The organism is Methylobacter psychrophilus, assembly GCF_025583945.1.
Taxonomy (GTDB): domain Bacteria; phylum Pseudomonadota; class Gammaproteobacteria; order Methylococcales; family Methylomonadaceae; genus Methylobacter_C; species Methylobacter_C psychrophilus.
On sequence record NZ_JAOEGU010000068.1, the window covers coordinates 1 to 15,831 of the forward strand.

At 46.5% G+C, this 15,831-nt stretch carries 16 protein-coding genes and 1 pseudogene; 8 read left to right on the top strand and 9 right to left on the bottom strand.

What is annotated here, in order from left to right; all coding sequences use genetic code 11:
• Positions 1-150: 150 nt before the first annotated feature.
• From N7974_RS18555 to N7974_RS18590, 8 genes and pseudogenes are all read right to left on the bottom strand, one after another.
• On the bottom strand, positions 151-375 hold the full coding sequence (locus N7974_RS18555) for a hypothetical protein (protein ID WP_262967044.1): 225 nt from the start codon (positions 373-375) through the stop codon (positions 151-153).
• Positions 376-482: 107 nt separating this feature from the next.
• Positions 483-2,054: an arylsulfatase gene (locus N7974_RS18560; RefSeq protein ID WP_262967045.1), complete on the bottom strand. Its 1,572-nt coding sequence runs from the start codon at positions 2,052-2,054 to the stop codon at positions 483-485.
• Between the two features lie 244 nt (positions 2,055-2,298).
• Positions 2,299-3,015: a carbonic anhydrase gene (locus tag N7974_RS18565; RefSeq protein WP_262967046.1), complete on the bottom strand. Its 717-nt coding sequence runs from the start codon at positions 3,013-3,015 to the stop codon at positions 2,299-2,301.
• A gap of 72 nt (positions 3,016-3,087) precedes the next feature.
• A complete protein-coding gene (locus N7974_RS18570; RefSeq protein ID WP_262967047.1) occupies positions 3,088-3,342 on the bottom strand; it encodes a DUF2252 domain-containing protein in 255 nt (84 codons plus the stop codon).
• Positions 3,326-3,406, bottom strand: a complete 81-nt coding sequence (locus tag N7974_RS20830) for a DUF2252 family protein (RefSeq protein ID WP_394813131.1) — start codon at positions 3,404-3,406, stop codon at positions 3,326-3,328. Before N7974_RS20830 ends, N7974_RS18570 begins: the two co-directional genes overlap by 17 nt.
• A gap of 441 nt (positions 3,407-3,847) precedes the next feature.
• The gene (locus N7974_RS18580) at positions 3,848-4,741 is read right to left on the bottom strand and encodes a hypothetical protein (RefSeq protein WP_262967049.1); all 894 of its coding nucleotides are present in this window, start codon (positions 4,739-4,741) and stop codon (positions 3,848-3,850) included.
• A gap of 68 nt (positions 4,742-4,809) precedes the next feature.
• Positions 4,810-5,037, bottom strand: coding sequence for a hypothetical protein (locus N7974_RS18585; protein WP_262967050.1), 228 nt, complete (start codon positions 5,035-5,037; stop codon positions 4,810-4,812).
• Between the two features lie 399 nt (positions 5,038-5,436).
• Positions 5,437-5,641 (bottom strand): annotated as a pseudogene (locus N7974_RS18590) (IS110 family transposase); the annotation flags it as partial.
• Positions 5,642-6,450: 809 nt separating this feature from the next.
• On the opposite strand from N7974_RS18590, the gene N7974_RS18595 reads away from it, so the two are divergent.
• From N7974_RS18595 to N7974_RS18630, 8 genes are all read left to right on the top strand, one after another.
• On the top strand, positions 6,451-6,933 hold the full coding sequence (locus N7974_RS18595) for an MSMEG_0572/Sll0783 family nitrogen starvation response protein (protein ID WP_243217165.1): 483 nt from the start codon (positions 6,451-6,453) through the stop codon (positions 6,931-6,933).
• Positions 6,934-7,007: 74 nt separating this feature from the next.
• A complete protein-coding gene (locus N7974_RS18600) occupies positions 7,008-8,012 on the top strand; it encodes a Nit6803 family nitrilase (protein ID WP_262967051.1) in 1,005 nt (334 codons plus the stop codon).
• A gap of 7 nt (positions 8,013-8,019) precedes the next feature.
• Positions 8,020-9,132: an MSMEG_0568 family radical SAM protein gene (locus N7974_RS18605; RefSeq protein WP_262967052.1), complete on the top strand. Its 1,113-nt coding sequence runs from the start codon at positions 8,020-8,022 to the stop codon at positions 9,130-9,132.
• 1 nt (position 9,133) lies between these two features.
• On the top strand, positions 9,134-9,676 hold the full coding sequence (locus N7974_RS18610; RefSeq protein ID WP_243217168.1) for an MSMEG_0567/Sll0786 family nitrogen starvation N-acetyltransferase: 543 nt from the start codon (positions 9,134-9,136) through the stop codon (positions 9,674-9,676).
• Positions 9,673-10,659, top strand: coding sequence for a sll0787 family AIR synthase-like protein (locus N7974_RS18615; RefSeq protein WP_262967053.1), 987 nt, complete (start codon positions 9,673-9,675; stop codon positions 10,657-10,659). Before N7974_RS18610 ends, N7974_RS18615 begins: the two co-directional genes overlap by 4 nt.
• Before the next feature lie 3 nt (positions 10,660-10,662).
• A complete protein-coding gene (locus N7974_RS18620) occupies positions 10,663-11,838 on the top strand; it encodes an MSMEG_0565 family glycosyltransferase (RefSeq protein WP_262967054.1) in 1,176 nt (391 codons plus the stop codon).
• Positions 11,831-12,118 carry an MSMEG_0570 family nitrogen starvation response protein gene (locus N7974_RS18625; protein WP_243217171.1) on the top strand — a complete coding sequence of 96 codons (288 nt, stop codon included), beginning with the start codon at positions 11,831-11,833 and terminating at the stop codon, positions 12,116-12,118. The genes N7974_RS18620 and N7974_RS18625 overlap by 8 nt, the downstream gene beginning before the upstream one ends.
• An 83-nt stretch (positions 12,119-12,201) precedes the next feature.
• Complete coding sequence (locus N7974_RS18630; protein ID WP_243217172.1) at positions 12,202-13,479, top strand: MSMEG_0569 family flavin-dependent oxidoreductase; 1,278 nt, start codon at positions 12,202-12,204, stop codon at positions 13,477-13,479.
• A gap of 206 nt (positions 13,480-13,685) precedes the next feature.
• Here the strand turns inward: N7974_RS18630 and N7974_RS18635 are convergent, their stop codons facing one another.
• The gene (locus N7974_RS18635; RefSeq protein ID WP_243217173.1) at positions 13,686-15,119 is read right to left on the bottom strand and encodes an aminotransferase-like domain-containing protein; all 1,434 of its coding nucleotides are present in this window, start codon (positions 15,117-15,119) and stop codon (positions 13,686-13,688) included.
• Positions 15,120-15,831: the final 712 nt, after the last annotated feature.

Below are 15,831 nucleotides of genomic sequence, written 5' to 3' on the forward strand. Positions count from 1 at the left end.
AAGGTTGTTAAATGGATATTCAATTCGTTTGCGACGGACTGAACTGATTGGTCATTACCACGATTGTATACTTTTACCAGGGCCTGCTCTCTGAAGCCTACTGAATACCTTTTATATTTTTTCATTTTTAATCTCAAATTTTATTTTTTCTTAAAATTTGAGGCGACAACTATTCTGACGCAGGGGGTGTTGAAGCATGGTGGCATCAGGTTCCAGTAAAATGTCGATAGCAGTGACTGACTCTTGTTTCACGCTAGTGGTATTTACCTTCTGGGTCGTTGTGCAGGCAGTCAATAACAAAAGGCATAGATTTAACAACAAGAAACCAGACCATATTTCAGTTCTATATTTTGAAAGTGTCAGGTTTTTGTTCATTATTTTTCCTTAATAACTATGACGCTGTGCGTGGCAACTAGAATACCTCTCACAAAAAAACCACGCTCCCGATTAACGGCGGGCGTGGCTATATAATCAAAAAGTACTTACTTGTCTGCTGGTGTTTGCAATTGTTCCAACACTTGATCGATGCTGAAACTTGCTGCCTTTTGACGTGGGGGGAACTCCTTGAAGGTAGACAAGTAGGCACCTACAAATTTCTGGGCTGGCGTTAATAAGAAGACATGATCCAGATACCAGTCCCAATAGGTATTGGCAGTAATGCTGGCTTTCTCGTAAGGATCAGTGCGCAGGTTATAGAGCCAAGGAATGCGTGTTTTCACAAATGGTTCGCCCCATACCAACATAGTACCGGGCGCACGTTGTTGAGCAAACACCACTTTCCAATTGTCGTAACGCAAGCCCGTCAAATCGCCGTCATCGGAGAAATAAAAAAACTCTTCGCGCGGGCTTTTAGGCGCTTGCCCGGTCAGGTAGGGAAGCTGGTTATAGCCATCCAGATGCACTTTATAGGTCTTTTTACCCGCTTTGTAGCCCTTGAGCAGTTTTTCCTTAACATCAGGCACACCCGCAGCGGCTAATAAGGTAGGCGCCCAATCCAGATGTGAAACTATGTCATTGGATACCGTGTTAGGTTTGATATGTCCAGGCCAGCGTACCATGGCAGGAACGCGGTAAGCGCCTTCCCAATTGCTGTTCTTTTCGCCACGGAATGGCGTCATTCCTGCATCAGGCCAGGAGTTCATGTGTGGACCGTTGTCGGTGCTGTACATGACGATGGTATTGTCGCTAATACCCAATGAATCGATTTTATCGAGTACCGTACCGACATTTTTATCGTGATCGATCATCGCATCGTGATAATAACTTTGCCAACGTCCAGCCTGACCGACATTTTCAGGTTTGGTATGGGTACGAAAGTGCATGTGTGTGAAGTTTACCCACAGAAACAGCGGCTTGTTTGCCTTGACTTGTTTTTCCATGAACTCAGTAGCACGGGCGGCAGTATCGTCATCGATAGTCTCCATACGCTTTTTAGTTAAAGGGCCAGTGTCTTCGATTTTTTGCGATCCATCTGGATTAGCCCAGCTATGGAGTACACCACGCGGACCAAATTTCTTGCGGAATTCCGGGTCTTTTGGATAATCGGGTAATTCAGGTTCTTCTTCGGCGTTCAAATGATACAGATTGCCGTAAAACTCATCAAAACCGTGCATGGTAGGCAGGAATTCGTCCTTATCACCCAAGTGATTCTTACCGAATTGTCCAGTTGCATAGCCTTGGGCTTTCAGCAACTCGGCAATAGTCACATCGTCTTTACTAAGACCGACATCGGCACCAGGTAGTCCTACCTTACTTAGTCCTGTGCGGAATACGCTCTGTCCTGTAATAAAAGCGGAACGACCCGCAGTGCAGCTCTGCTCGGCGTAGTAATCAGTAAAAATAACACCTTCATTGGCAACGCGGTCGATATTGGGTGTTTTATAACCCATCATGCCTTTCGTGTAAGTGCTGACGTTGGATTGACCGATGTCGTCGCCCCAGATAATAACGATATTAGGTTTCTTGTCTTCCGCTTGCGCAGAAAGCGCCGCCGCGCAGGTGCTCATCACAAAAAACGCGATCGCCGCCGGACGTTGTAGCAGGTTTCTTGTCATCAAAGTCTTTCTCCTGTCAGGGTTGATCCGAAAATGGATTAATTATATTTATATGGCAAGCTTTCCAGATGCTAACAGCGATAAAAAAATTTTCATATTGGACTTTAGACTAATAGGGTGAATTATCAGCGGCTACCTCTCGATCAAACAGTCTTGGTTGGACAAATAGCTTCATTATTTGCCCGCCAGGAACCGGTGTAATCGGTGGATAAATGATGAAGCCGTAGTAACAATTAAGTCTGGATTAATCGAGAAAGCGTACATGTCCCGTGTTTAGTTCATAGACGGCCCCGGCTAATATCACTTGCTTTTCCCGTAACGCCCGTTTTGCTTCCGGAAGCGCGAGCAGTTCACGCATCGACCAACGCACGTTGGCTTCCACAGCGGCATGCAGCAAAGCCTGCCGATCCAGTTTCAGATTGAGTTTCTTGAGTCCGGGTTTGATTGATTTGATCAGCGATTCGATGTGTTCGAGTTCTTTGGTTTTATTGAGCATTTCTTCTACAGTAGCAGTGACAGCTCCGCAACCTTCATGACCCAGTACCACTATCAGACGGGTATGGAGATGCGCCAGGGCATATTGCAAAGAGCCAACGACATCTTCCGCAATAATGTTGCCTGCCAGGCGAATGGTAAAGAGCTCACCGAAGCCTTCATCAAAGATAAGTTCAGGTGGCACGCGCGAATCGCTACAACCCACAATAGTTGCGAAAGGTTTTTGCGTTTCAACAAGGAGGCTGCGCCAAGACGCCTTTTCATGGTTATGCCGGGAGATGTCGTCCATAAAGCGCTGATTGCCATTTTTCAAGCGCATCAGTGCCTCATTGGCATTACTCGGATAAGACTCCGTATCGATTGCGCCAACATTAACCGTTTCGGCGACAACGCCCGAGGCTATTCCCAGACCTGCGCAACAAGCGCCGAACAACCATTGTCTTCGTGTGATAAATGGATTTGTCATTGATTGAGTAACTCCAAAATTCTGATTGCCGATTGTGTTTTTTATTTATAAAGTGTCATTAATTATTTTACGTCAACGCTCGAGATAAACTTCCAAGCGTCCTTTCTGCACAGCATGCAACAACGCTTTATAATCCAGTTCGTTCTGGTCGGCGTAGCTTTCAGAAAAATCCGCAATCGCTATATCGAAATCCTCTTTCTTACCCAGGTAGCCTGCGATTTTCGCGGCATCGCCGGAACGGGCATGGGATTGCGCCAGAGCCCAACCGCAAAGTTCGGCGTATTGATTCATCACGGATGGCGTGAACAACTCAACCAAGGGTTTCATCGAAGTCGTTAATAGCGAAGATCTGCCGCCGTTCTGGTGTAGCGAAGCTGCCGAAGTTGACCAGATGGAGATTGCATCATACGACCATAGCCGATCGGCAAAAGCTCAGGTACCCGACCGCTACTGGATTCAACCAGCAAATCAATGGGGTCGCGGCGATTTGCCGGGGCCAGCCACTGTGCATGGATCGCCAGCGGCACCGCAAGGCGTATCGCCTTGCCTTCGTCCTTGCGATCTACCCGCGAGCGACGATCGATGGTGATCGGCTCAGCGATTTTAATGGGGATGCTGTCTTTATGAGCGTGTTTTTTGGGAGCTTCTTTTTTCATTCTTATTTCCCTCGCTTTAAATTTCTGTTGAGGAACCGTTGATTAAGTCCCTTACGATACGTGCCAAAACGGTATGTTGTTGGTTTAAACGCTTCTCTCAACCTTCTCTTACAAGGCAAGAGGCTTATTTAGACCTTGCTTACGTTGAATGCACTTCTTTAATTTCGTTCGTCTGATCATAACAAAATGCCAAGCAATTGTTTTACGATATCTTCCAGGGAAATCATCGTCAAAGCCAATGGTAGTATGGGCAGCAAAATCGTAATAGCGGTTTGCAGCATCACAGTTTTACTGAAAGGAAATGGACGCATACTACGAACCACTTCAAAACTACCCGCCAGGTCATTCAAGGATTGAATAGCCCCGCTGCCGACTAATTGTTCATCAATCGGTGCTCCGCCGCGCAGCCATTTTTGGTCAAACTCATCAACGTAGGGGCTTGCCAGTGCGCCATACTCAAGCAAACCCTGCCGTTTTGCTTGCGCTAAACAGGGAGAGAATACGCACAAGGGACCAAGCACAAGCAACAACAAAAAAACTACGGCGGCAACTATTTCCGGTTTAAAGTCCAGTAGCGTCTCTCCCGCATAAAAAATGCGGACGGCGATCATGCCCGCAAGCAAAGTGCCTTGAGACAACAGCAACGGCATAAATGCAGCTGCGCTTCCTCCAAGAAAACCAAGTCCTGCTGCGCGGTCGGGATGCGTTGGCACGAGATGCAGATTCAGTCGGGAAACCTGCCACAGAAACCGCGTCCATACCACAATACGAAAATACCAGCGCAATAACAGGAACTGAAAAACCGGAATACTGACATAGGCGTACCAATACCCGGCGGGGGAAAGCCGTTGCTGCCCATCCTTAATTCCTGCAAACCAGGTGACTGTTTCCAGCGCCATTTGACTGGACCATAAGTAATGACCACCCGTCCATACCAAGATAATCAGCAAAACCTCGATTACCATCGAATTCCGTATGCGCATCGCAGAGCTGATAATGGTTTCGAACTCAGAGCGGGTTTGCCGTAGAACGATTCCGCGCTCGACAAATTGCCTAACGATCAATCTCATCCGCTGATGAACCAAGAGCTCCGCTGCCAATAACAATGGCAAAGCCAACAGAAAGCGGGCGTGTGTATCTATATCATAAAAAAAAGGGACTTTACTCGCGCGCCTTCCGCATCGCCGACCCACATCGAAAGTACCAGCAACGGCAGCCAGGTAAATAGGGAAATGACAATCATCCTGCGCTTGAGTAAACCGAGCGTATCGGTATTGATCCGCGCGCGAATGAAAAGCTGAAAGAGTGGACCGCCCAGTACCAGGGAAAAGTCATCGGATTGTTTTCTGTCGGGTGAATGATTCATGCGATTTTTAATACCAAAACATTAGGTTATTTTCGGAAAAAGTTATTTTTAAGGACCTGCCAAGCAGCTATATGAGGAGGTATCACCCTCTTAAACTCAATAAAAAACCATATGGATAATGGTAGTTCACTATAAAGGAAACAAGTGATGAATTCACCAGAGAGATTGAAATATACAAAACGAGAATGTAAGTATCACAAAGTCTGGATTCCAAAATATAGAAAAATTCTTCATTAAGGTGTCAGTCAGTAACAATATCAAAATTGAATAAAAAAAATTGCTATGACGTTACCTGTTAAAGTAATTTATTTTTTAAATTGGTAAAAACAGACACTGGAAATGGTAGCTTTTCTCGCTATTTTAACTCTTATCAAAAACCTAGCAGTACTGACCTTTTAATCCCTGTTTTTGTAGCTCTCTCACCCAGTAGTGCCTACCACCGCAGGATTTCATGTCAATCAAACAGGGCGGATATTTTTCTAAAATAGGCGAGCATTTGCGACTTTCGTAACTGTTTATGCACACTGACTATTTCTTGACTATCCACGCCGTGTACTTGAAAAACATCTTTTGCCAAATCTATACCTACTCGTTTAATATTCATCTCGGACTCCTCCTGTATTTATCTGATGGCATCATAATATCAGTTTGGCACATTGATGCCGATAGGTGGGAGGGGGCCATCACATTGGTTTAGAGAAGCTTAAATCCATATTCGAATGACAGCAATTGCATAAATTGCAGACGCTGATTGGGAGTAACTATCGGGCAGAAATTGGCCGTTCTGGGACCGCCAAGTTTGATACAAAAATGAATGGAGCTAGCTCTTTGTTCAATGAGCAGTTTCGACCCAGTCATTCGCTTCTGATCTTCGAATGACCGCCTACCAATGAAAAACGGCCAGTCAGTTCTAGCGAACTATACTCCGCGCGGTCACGTATGTGGAAAACAGAAACATATTAACCCCTTGTAATATATAGTATTCAATGCTTTAAAAAAACCTGCAATCTTGACCGCTTGGAGTATAACTAATATCAATCTTGACCGCTTGGAGTATAACTAATATTCAGTCGGCATTGGTATGTCGGATAAAATCCGCGTTACCATCTTGAAATTGTTGATAACTCCCTCTAAAAGCACCTCTTTCCAATCATCTGAAAAATTTTAAAAACTAAGTATTTCGGATTCACTGCACCAAATTATCCATAACAGTTGCCAGGGTTATTAACCATAACAGATTGATTAAATGATGATCTGTACTTGAAAAATTGTTTTGTTTTGAATCTGTTATCAATTCTGTCTCGCTTGTAGAATTATAGCCGTCAGTCCCCTCATGGATTGACGTTTATAGAGCTTCCCTGTATCACACCTTTTTGATGCAGGGGTTTTTTCACTTATAGTGAGGAGTATTCCATGCCAGTAGTTCAAAAAGCGGCCCACGTCAAAGGCGATTTTTTTGTTGATTATGAAGAAAAAGTATTTGAGGATGTAAAAGCCCAACCCGGTGAAAAAGCACTGGTAAAGTTTCATACTGTGGCCTTTGAAGGCTCCATTGGTTTTTTAAATTTGTTACAAGCAACACGGCTGCAACGCAAAGGTTTTGAAACCTCAATCCTGTTATATGGGCCAGGTGTAACCTTAGGAATTCAACGAGGTTTTCCACGCTTGGGCGATGAAGCTTTTCCCGGACACCAAAATTACACTACCCAGATTAATAAGTTTATGGAGGAAGGCGGTAAAGTTTATGCCTGTAGATTCGCGCTACAAGCCATCTATGGTCTTGGCGAACCAAACCTTATCCCGGGCGTTCGAGCTATTAGCCCCCTTGATGTATTAGACATTGCGTTGATCCATAATCGTGAAAACGCCTTCATTCTGGATACCTGGACTCTATAAGTCTTTGCTAATTACTGCCAGCGCCCGGAATCGTTTTCGGGCCTGGTATAAAACCAGTAACAGGAGCACAAAGTATGACATCGCAAAAAATTGTTAGGGCTGCAGCGATACAGATTGCACCGGTGTTTGATTCCGCCGGCGGCACCCTCGAAAAAGTTTGCCAAGCCATTGCCGATGCAGCCAAAAAAGGCGCTCAATTGGTCGTATTCCCGGAAACGTTTATACCTTATTACCCTTATTTCTCTTTTATACTGCCACCGGTTGCTTCGGGCAGTGCTCATATGAAACTTTACGAATATGCCGTCGTAGTGCCGGGACCTGTAACCGATGCCGTGGCCGCCCAAGCACGCTCATTGGGTATCGTGGTGGTATTGGGTGTGAATGAGCGAGATCATGGGAGCCTTTACAACACCCAGCTAATTTTTGATGAAACGGGTTGTTTGGTGTTGAAGCGGCGTAAGATTACCCCAACCTTCCATGAACGCATGATCTGGGGGCAAGGCGATGCTTCAGGCCTCAAGGTAGTTAAGACGGGTATAGGACGTATTGGCGCACTAGCTTGTTGGGAACATTACAATCCGCTGGCTCGTTACGCATTGATGGCGCAGCATGAGGAAATTCATTGCAGCCAGTTTCCAGGATCCTTGGTCGGACCTGTTTTTGCCGAGCAAATTGAAGTGACCATCCGCCATCACGCGCTTGAATCCGGCTGTTTCGTTATTAACTCCACCGGCTGGCTAAGTGATGAGCAAATTCAATCGGTGACGCCTGATCCGGCCTTACAGAAGGCTTTACGGGGCGGTTGTTGCACGGCCATTATCTCCCCCGAAGGTCAACATCTGGCCGAACCTTTGCGCTCTGGAGAAGGCATGGTCATTGCTGATTTGGATATGTCCCTGATCACCAAACGTAAACGCATGATGGACTCCGTCGGTCATTATGCCCGCCCCGAACTGTTAAGTCTGATGATTAACGACAAACCGGCGGTACCGATGTTTAGTGAGACCCTGCCATCTAACCAGTACCCAACCGAACCGTTAGTATTTACGCCATTTTCATCTACCCACAGCAGCGAGTAATCCGCCCATGAATCAATCATCCAGCGTTGAATCCGTATCCTCACAGCTGATCACCGACCTACAATCATTGGGTTTACGGTTGGTGGAAACCGAGTATGGCGTAGCTGGTCGTCGCGGCGGTGCTGGTCCTTCAGATCATAAAGCCGTGACCTTGGGTGGTCGAACCGTTATGATCCCGATTTCCACCGCTTCGGCCAGTCTATCGCCATTCGTTGCCGATAGTCCGGATGCGCAGGGTAACAGCCTGATTCGTCGTGACGGTCATACCGTGGCGACCATTACGTTTCCTCGCCAACCGCGTTTTTATGGTTTACAAACCCTGGATGGCATCCCTTATTCCCATATAGCCACCTTACATGCTGCAGACGTGCTGGCTACTACAGTATTGCAATCTTGTATTCGTTATAGTAATCGTCAAAAATCCTGTCAGTTTTGCGCCATAGGACAATCGCTGGAAGCGGGGCGAACCATCCTTCGTAAAACCCCTGAGCAATTGGCCGAAGTTGCCCGTGCCGCAGTGTTATTGGATAACGTCAAGCACATGGTAATGACCACCGGCACGCCTAACATTACTGATCGTGGTGCCGCTATTCTATGTGAAAGTGCAATAGCCGTGAAAGCAGCCGTCGATTTACCCATTCAAGGACAATGCGAACCACCGGATGACGATAGCTGGTTTGAGCGCATGAAAGCGGCAGGCATCGATAGCCTGGGCATGCATCTTGAAGCGGTTACTCCTGAAGTTCGCGCCCGTATCATGCCAGGCAAGGCCAGCGTAACGCTGGATCGCTATATGAATGCTTTTGATGCCGCAGTTGCAGTATTTGGCCGAGGTCAAGTTAGTACTTACATACTTGCAGGCCTAGGCGATACAGCGGAGGCAATTTTAGCTGTTTCCGAACAATTAGTGAACAAAGGGGTTTATCCTTTTGTAGTACCGTTCATACCCATTACCGGTACGCCGCTTGAACATCATCCATCCCCTGATCCGCGCTTCATGCGGGAGCTTCTGCAACCATTAGGCGTTATGTTGAAGCAGGCAGGATTGCGCTCAGTTGATGTGAAAGCGGGCTGTGCCAAGTGCGGTGCGTGCTCTGCTCTTTCCAGTTACGAGGACTGATATGTTAAATGAACTTATCAAGCCGTTTGTTGCTAGCGAGTACCTTGTTAAATGGGCGACTCAGAACTGGGAGCATCAGCAAATGTTGCGTTTGCGACAGGCCGTGTTTTGTGAGGAACAAGGGGTTTTTTCAGGCGATGATCTTGACGAAATTGATCGTATTGCGATACCTATCGTCGCCATCGCCTGTGTCGCAGGGCTGCCTGACGAAGTGGTCGGGACTGTTCGTATTTACCAGTCAGAGCCGGGGATTTGGTGGGGGTCAAGGCTGGCTGTGGCAGTTGAATACCGTAAACAGGGGCACTTGGGGGCTTCGTTAATTCGTTTGGCGGTTACCACCGCCCATGCTCAAGGTTGTCGTACCTTTTTAGCTCAAGTGCAACGTCGTAATGTTCCTTTGTTTCGTCGTCTGCATTGGCATTCCCAAAAAGAGATTGAGCTGCATGGGCGGCCACATAATCTGATGCAGGCTGATCTGGATAAATATCCGCCTTATGACGGTGGTGCCACCGGTTTTGTAGCCACCAGCCGGATTATGTCATGAACGAGTTAGCCCAACTGACACAAACTATAAGCCAAAGCCTTGGTCTGGCTCATAAGCGTGATATCGCTGCTGTGATCACTATACTATCCAGGCAAATGCCATACCGGGAAGCCGGAGATATTATTTTTGGTGACGATTGTGCTGCTATACCTGATCAGAACGGATTTTTGTTATTGGCGACAGAGGGTTTCATGAACGAATTTGTCGACACTCAACCATGGTTTGCCGGTTATTGCGGTGTGATGGTAAACGTCAGCGATATTTACGCGATGGGTGGACGTCCCATTGCTGTAGTTGATGCGTTATGGAGTAATGGCGAAGAAAAAGCCCGACCGGTACTTGAAGGTCTGGTCGCTGCCTCCGATATTTATAAGGTCCCCATTGTGGGTGGACATAGCAATACCCGCAACGACCATTCCCAGCTTTCGGTAGCGATTCTCGGCCGTGCGAACAGGCTACTCAGTAGTTTCTCCGCGAAGGCAGGACAAAAGCTTTTAGCAGCGGTCGATCTGCGAGGACAATTTCGTGAGCCTTATGCGTGGTGGGATGCCAGCACTCAGGCTCCGGCTGAACGATTGCGAGAGGACCTTGAAATATTGCCTCAAATCGCCGAAGACGGGTTATGCGATGCTGCCAAAGATATCAGCATGGCCGGCATGATTGGTACAGTACTGATGCTATTAGAGTGTTCTGCTTTGGGTGGCGTAATTGATGTGACCGCCATACCATGTCCACCTGAAATACCTTTGGAACGCTGGCTTTGCTGCTTTCCCAGTTACGGCTTTGTATTGAGCGTGGAAGCTGAAAATACCTTTGCCGTTATTGAACATTTTTCCCGACGCGATATCGCCTGCGCTGTCATTGGTGAAACCGATGTCTCCGGTCGTCTACGTCTTGCTGATGGTAACAGTGAGGAACTTTTATGGGATTTACACGCCAGTCCGTTAACCGGATGCGGCAAAAAACTTAACAGCGCGGCTTAAGTCATGTCCAGTTTACGCATTGCCATGCTGACTCATTCCACCAATCCCAGAGGCGGAGTAGTACATGCCTTGGAATTAGCCGAAGCCCTCTATTTACGTGGACAAAAAATCACGCTGATGGCTGCGGACGAGCCCGGTAAACAGTTTTTTCGTGCGATTCAGTGCCCTGCTTCAGTAATATCGGTGCCAGCTTTGTCCGGTGATTTTATCACACGAGTAGGGCAGCGCATCCAGGCCTATATTGATTATTTTTCCAAACCGAATATACCTGCTTACGATATTTACCATGCCCAGGATGCCATCAGCGGTTGTGCTCTGGCAACATTAGTCGAGCGAGGCATCCTGGCCAGCTTTGTCCGTACGGTTCATCATCTTGATAGCTTTGAAAGTCAAACGTTGATGGCATGGCAAACCCGTTCATTTAAAGAGGCACAGCAAGTTCTGTGCGTCAGTCGCGGTTGGTATAAAAATCTCGCCAATGATTATGGTATTAACGCCATTCAAGTGAATAACGGCGTTGATACTCTGCGCTTTAATCCGGTACTTCAACCGGATGATCAGATTCTGCTCAGTCGCCTGGGTCTGGATTGTGGTGGTCCACTATTTCTTGCCGTAGGTGGCATTGAGGCGCGCAAGAATACTTTGCGCATTTTTACCGCTTTTTGTGTCGTACTCAAACAGCTTCCCCGCGCGCAACTTATTATCGTTGGCGGAGCCAGTCTGCTCGATCATGGTCAGTATCGGAATCAATTCGATAAGGCCGTCGCAGACAGTGGTATTGAAGTGGGTTCCGGTAAATCGTTGGTCTTGACCGGGCCATTGCCTGATCAGGACATGCCGCCACTATTTCGCTTGGCAGATGCCTTGGTATTTCCATCGATAGCGGAAGGTTTTGGTTTGGTGGTTCTGGAAGCCATTGTTTCAGGTACGCCGGTCATCGTTTCCCACCAGGAGCCTTTTACCGAATATCTGCAGATGCAGGACTGTCTTTGGGTCGACCCGGAAGACAGTGACGCGATTGCAGTTGCTATGCTGCAAGCACTTACTGCATTTCCCAACGCTGGCTTGCAGGCTTGTGCTCAGCGTTTGAGTGACGAATTTTCCTGGGAAAATTCAGCCCACACGCATTTAAATATTTACCATTCATTGACTACTCCAAGAGGTGTTACCCATGCCTGAAATGCATTTTCGCGTCCGTTGGCCGGACCAATCTACCAGTCTTTGTTATTCACCCTCGCTAGTGATTAAGGATTTTTTAAAGCCTGGAGAAACTTATGAACTGAACGATTTTGTTAGCCGTAGCCGAACAGCGCTTGATATCGCTAGTGAGCGCGTCCGCCAAAAATACGGTTATACCTGTTCCAGCGCCATGAGTCAGTTGGCTGAAATTGAAACCATAGCCGCACGATTTTCTAATGCTGAAAATCCCAAGGTATGGGTGGACGAATTTATTGAGTAAGCGTCTGCAAAATCAGACGACATCAGAAATTATCAACAGCTATAGAACTACCAACCGTTACCCAACAAGAAAGAGAAGACTGCATGAATAATCACCAGGAAAACAATCAACGCCCACATTATCAGGTCATCATTGTCGGTGGCGGTCAAGCCGGTTTGTCAGTAAGCTATTATCTGAAAAAATTACATATTAGTCATATCGTTTTTGAAAAAAATCGAGTTGCCCATTCCTGGAGAAACGATCGTTGGGATACCTTTTGCCTAGTGACTCCAAACTGGCAATGTCGTTTGCCGGATTTCCCTTATCAAGGCGATGATCCTCAAGGTTTCATGCTTAAGGACGAGATTGTTGAGTACGTTGAAGCCTTTGCCAAAAAAATTAACGCACCGTTAACTGAAGGTGTCGCGGTGACTCGTGTTCATAGAGATAGCCAAGGTCGACTTGAGGTCGCGACTAGCAAAGGCGAGTTCACTGCTGACCATCTGGTTGTGGCTACCGGTGGCTACAACATTCCGATTATTCCTGATTATGCACAAAACCTGCCGGATCATATTACCCAGATCCATTCCGTGCAATATCGTAACCCGCAATCGATTCCTGCGGGTGAGGTGTTGGTTGTGGGTACCGGACAATCCGGCGTACAACTAATGGAAGATCTGCATCTGGCAGGCCGTAAAGTGCATTTGGCCGTTGGCAACGCACCCCGTTCACCACGCCTGTATCGTGGCAAAGAAACCACGGAATGGCTATATGATCTGGGTTTTTACCAACTGACCTTGGACAATCATCCAATGGGCGATGCGGTTCGTCACAAAACCAATCATTATCTTACCGGACGTGACGGCGGTCATGAAATCAATCTGCGTAAATTTGCACTGGAAGGTGTTCGCTTATATGGCAGCATGAGCAATATATCTGGTACTAACCTGGAGTTTCGGCCTAATCTGACCGACAACCTTGATGAAGCTGACGAAGTCTATGTGAATATTCGTAACGATATTGACCGCTATATCGCTAATAACCATATTGATGCACCGGTTGAACCGCCATTCCAGAAGGTCTGGGAACCGGAATTTGATCCCTTGACTGTCGATGCCGATGTAGCAGGTATTACCTCAATCATCTGGGCGATTGGTTTTCGACCGGACTACAGTTGGATAGAGCTTCCTGGTTTCGATGACTACGGGCATCCACAATTCCAGCGTGGTGTATCCAATGTCGAGGGGCTCTATTTTATCGGCTTGCCTTGGCTTAACACCTGGGGTTCAGGCCGCTTTCTGGGAGTTGCTGAAGATGCTCGCTATTTAGCGGAAGTCATTCAGGGTAAGTTGGAGGCTGCAAAGGTTGACAGTGTGTTGTAAGGACTATTAAAACGGGCTGGATCAAGACGATTATGTAGACAATGCATTAATAATAAAACTATCCAAAAATTCGTCTATAAAAGACAAAAGGCACGAAAAATTTTATATTTTTCGTGCCTTTCTGAGCTTGTTTTTGCTATAAATCATATTGTTGATTGGGTATTATTGCTTCGGAAACCGGTTAAGCTATAAAGTCCCAACCAAAATTAAACTACCCGTTCCATTATCAAATCCCTAACCATATCCCCCAATTTCTTTAGCGCCCGCTCCACTTTATCAGACCACGGAACTGCACAACTGAGTCGGATAAAATTACTGTATTTTTTTTGCGTAGTCGAGAATAGTGGTCCGGGGGCGATGATAATGCCTTCCAGGCTTGCACGCCGGTGTAATTCCATGGCATCTATACCTTCCGGTAATTCGACCCATAATGCAAAACCGCCTTCCGGTTGCGTCATCCGGGTGCCATCAGGGAAAAAAAGGCTCACTGCTTTCACCGTACGGGCGACACTACGGGCATATTGTTGCCGTACCTGTCGCAGATAACGATCGTAACCGCCGTGTTCCAGAAAATGGGCAATAATAAGCTGGTTGAGTGTCGGCGTGGCTTGGTGCAACATATATTTTAAGTTTTCTACTTTTTCCTTATAACGTCCCGGCATCAACCAGCCGATTCGCAAGCCAGGTGACAATGTCTTGGCAAAGGATGAGCAGTAAAGTACCTCACCCTGTTGACTCCAAGACTTGATAACAGACGGCCGTTTTGAGTCAAAGCAAAGATCGCCATAAACATCATCCTCAATCAAGGGGATTTCGTGTTTTTCCAGCAATGTTACCAGAGCTTTCTTACGTTCATCGGGCATGCAGGAGCCGAGCGGGTTATTAAAATTGGAAATGACCAGACAGGCTTTGATCGGCCACTGTTCAAGGGCCAGTTGCAGTGCTTCCAGGGAAATACCCGCTCGCGGATGCGTTGGTATTTCAAGTGTTTCCATGCCGCAAGATTCGATCACTTGCAACAAACCGTAGAATGTGGGAGATTCAATAGCGATAACATCGCCAGGTTCACAGGTCGCCATTAACGCGAGCCTAACGGCATCCCTGGCACCTTGGGTAATGATGATGTCGTCAGGGCCATCAGTGCAGTTCAGTTCGACCATACGTTTTGCTATCTGGCGTCGGAGTTCTTGATTACCTAGCAATTCATCGGTATCAAAACTGTGTTTACCAAACAGGCGTATCACTTTGTTGGTTGTTTGTTGCAGAGGCCTTATCGGTAAAAAATCAGCATCAGGCATGGAAGCCCCCAGATTGACTTGACCAGGATTTTTAGCTGCCCAGAGTATTTGTCGAGTTAGTGATTGCCCTGTTACTCTGGAGGGTGTCGCGGGTGGATCAGAAATATCCGGTTCAGCGATAGCTTGTCGATGATAGGCGCTGACATAATAGCCCGACCGCGCACGAGCCTGAATTCGCCCTTGATCCTCCAATAGTCGATAGGCTTCAAGGGCGGTTGAGACACTGATATTCATTTGCTGACTTAAGCTACGTACGCCAGGCAATCGATCACCCTGACGATAAACCCCTTGTTCGATATGGGCAACGATGTTGTCTGCTACGGTTTCGTAAAGATATTTCATAAACTTTTATCTAATTGCTGCTTTAAATATTTAGCAGAACAAAATTAATTAAGGCATAACTGTACCGGTTAAGATTATATAATTTTTTCATCTGATAGGGTACTCAATCCCTCTTTATTTGAACCATTTCCAACTAAAATTACCCTGCTGTAAAACTCTAAATTAACTTTTATCGGAATTACTCTCACTTGGCACGAGACGAAGACGCAGATAGTGGGACAAAATTCATGCGTAGCCAAAGAGAAAAAAGGCTATCAAGCCATTTTGTGATTTGGGTGGCTAGAGTAAATTATGAGAGCGCGGAGCATATTCTCTGTTTCCCTCAATGACAGCTTAGTATCTGTGACCTGTCATTGGCCAATAGTTGCCGGTCGTCTATGATTTTACGCTTCCTTATACCTGACATTCGCCATGTAGCACTATCGACCCTAACCCGACGTTCGAATATTTATTAGTCTAAGTCACTAATCTGTTGCTTTAACTCGATGTTCAAGTTTTTAAGCTTAGAAAAACAGCAGGAAAACGAGTAAGCCAATCAGTGTTAGAATTGGACGTATTTCAACAGCATGTTGATGCACGAACCTACGCACTTTATAAAAAGTTTTGTCACTGATTTAGATGAGGCTCTGGGAAAGCTAAAGCCCACGGCTAAACTGACGCCACTACAAAAGATTTGGTTGGGATTTTGTTTGACGGGAATATTGCTGACCAA

Coding starts and splice junctions, on each gene's coding strand:
- N7974_RS18560 (WP_262967045.1), bottom strand. CDS start 2,054: ATGACAAGAAACCTGCTACAACGTCCGGCGGCGATCGCGTTTTTTGTG.
- N7974_RS18600 (WP_262967051.1), top strand. CDS start 7,008: ATGACATCGCAAAAAATTGTTAGGGCTGCAGCGATACAGATTGCACCG.
- N7974_RS18585 (WP_262967050.1), bottom strand. CDS start 5,037: ATGAATCATTCACCCGACAGAAAACAATCCGATGACTTTTCCCTGGTA.
- N7974_RS18580 (WP_262967049.1), bottom strand. CDS start 4,741: ATGAGATTGATCGTTAGGCAATTTGTCGAGCGCGGAATCGTTCTACGG.
- N7974_RS18570 (WP_262967047.1), bottom strand. CDS start 3,342: ATGAAACCCTTGGTTGAGTTGTTCACGCCATCCGTGATGAATCAATAC.
- N7974_RS18625 (WP_243217171.1), top strand. CDS start 11,831: ATGCCTGAAATGCATTTTCGCGTCCGTTGGCCGGACCAATCTACCAGT.
- N7974_RS18595 (WP_243217165.1), top strand. CDS start 6,451: ATGCCAGTAGTTCAAAAAGCGGCCCACGTCAAAGGCGATTTTTTTGTT.
- N7974_RS18605 (WP_262967052.1), top strand. CDS start 8,020: ATGAATCAATCATCCAGCGTTGAATCCGTATCCTCACAGCTGATCACC.
- N7974_RS18565 (WP_262967046.1), bottom strand. CDS start 3,015: ATGACAAATCCATTTATCACACGAAGACAATGGTTGTTCGGCGCTTGT.
- N7974_RS18620 (WP_262967054.1), top strand. CDS start 10,663: ATGTCCAGTTTACGCATTGCCATGCTGACTCATTCCACCAATCCCAGA.
- N7974_RS18610 (WP_243217168.1), top strand. CDS start 9,134: ATGTTAAATGAACTTATCAAGCCGTTTGTTGCTAGCGAGTACCTTGTT.
- N7974_RS18630 (WP_243217172.1), top strand. CDS start 12,202: ATGAATAATCACCAGGAAAACAATCAACGCCCACATTATCAGGTCATC.
- N7974_RS18615 (WP_262967053.1), top strand. CDS start 9,673: ATGAACGAGTTAGCCCAACTGACACAAACTATAAGCCAAAGCCTTGGT.
- N7974_RS18555 (WP_262967044.1), bottom strand. CDS start 375: ATGAACAAAAACCTGACACTTTCAAAATATAGAACTGAAATATGGTCT.
- N7974_RS18635 (WP_243217173.1), bottom strand. CDS start 15,119: ATGAAATATCTTTACGAAACCGTAGCAGACAACATCGTTGCCCATATC.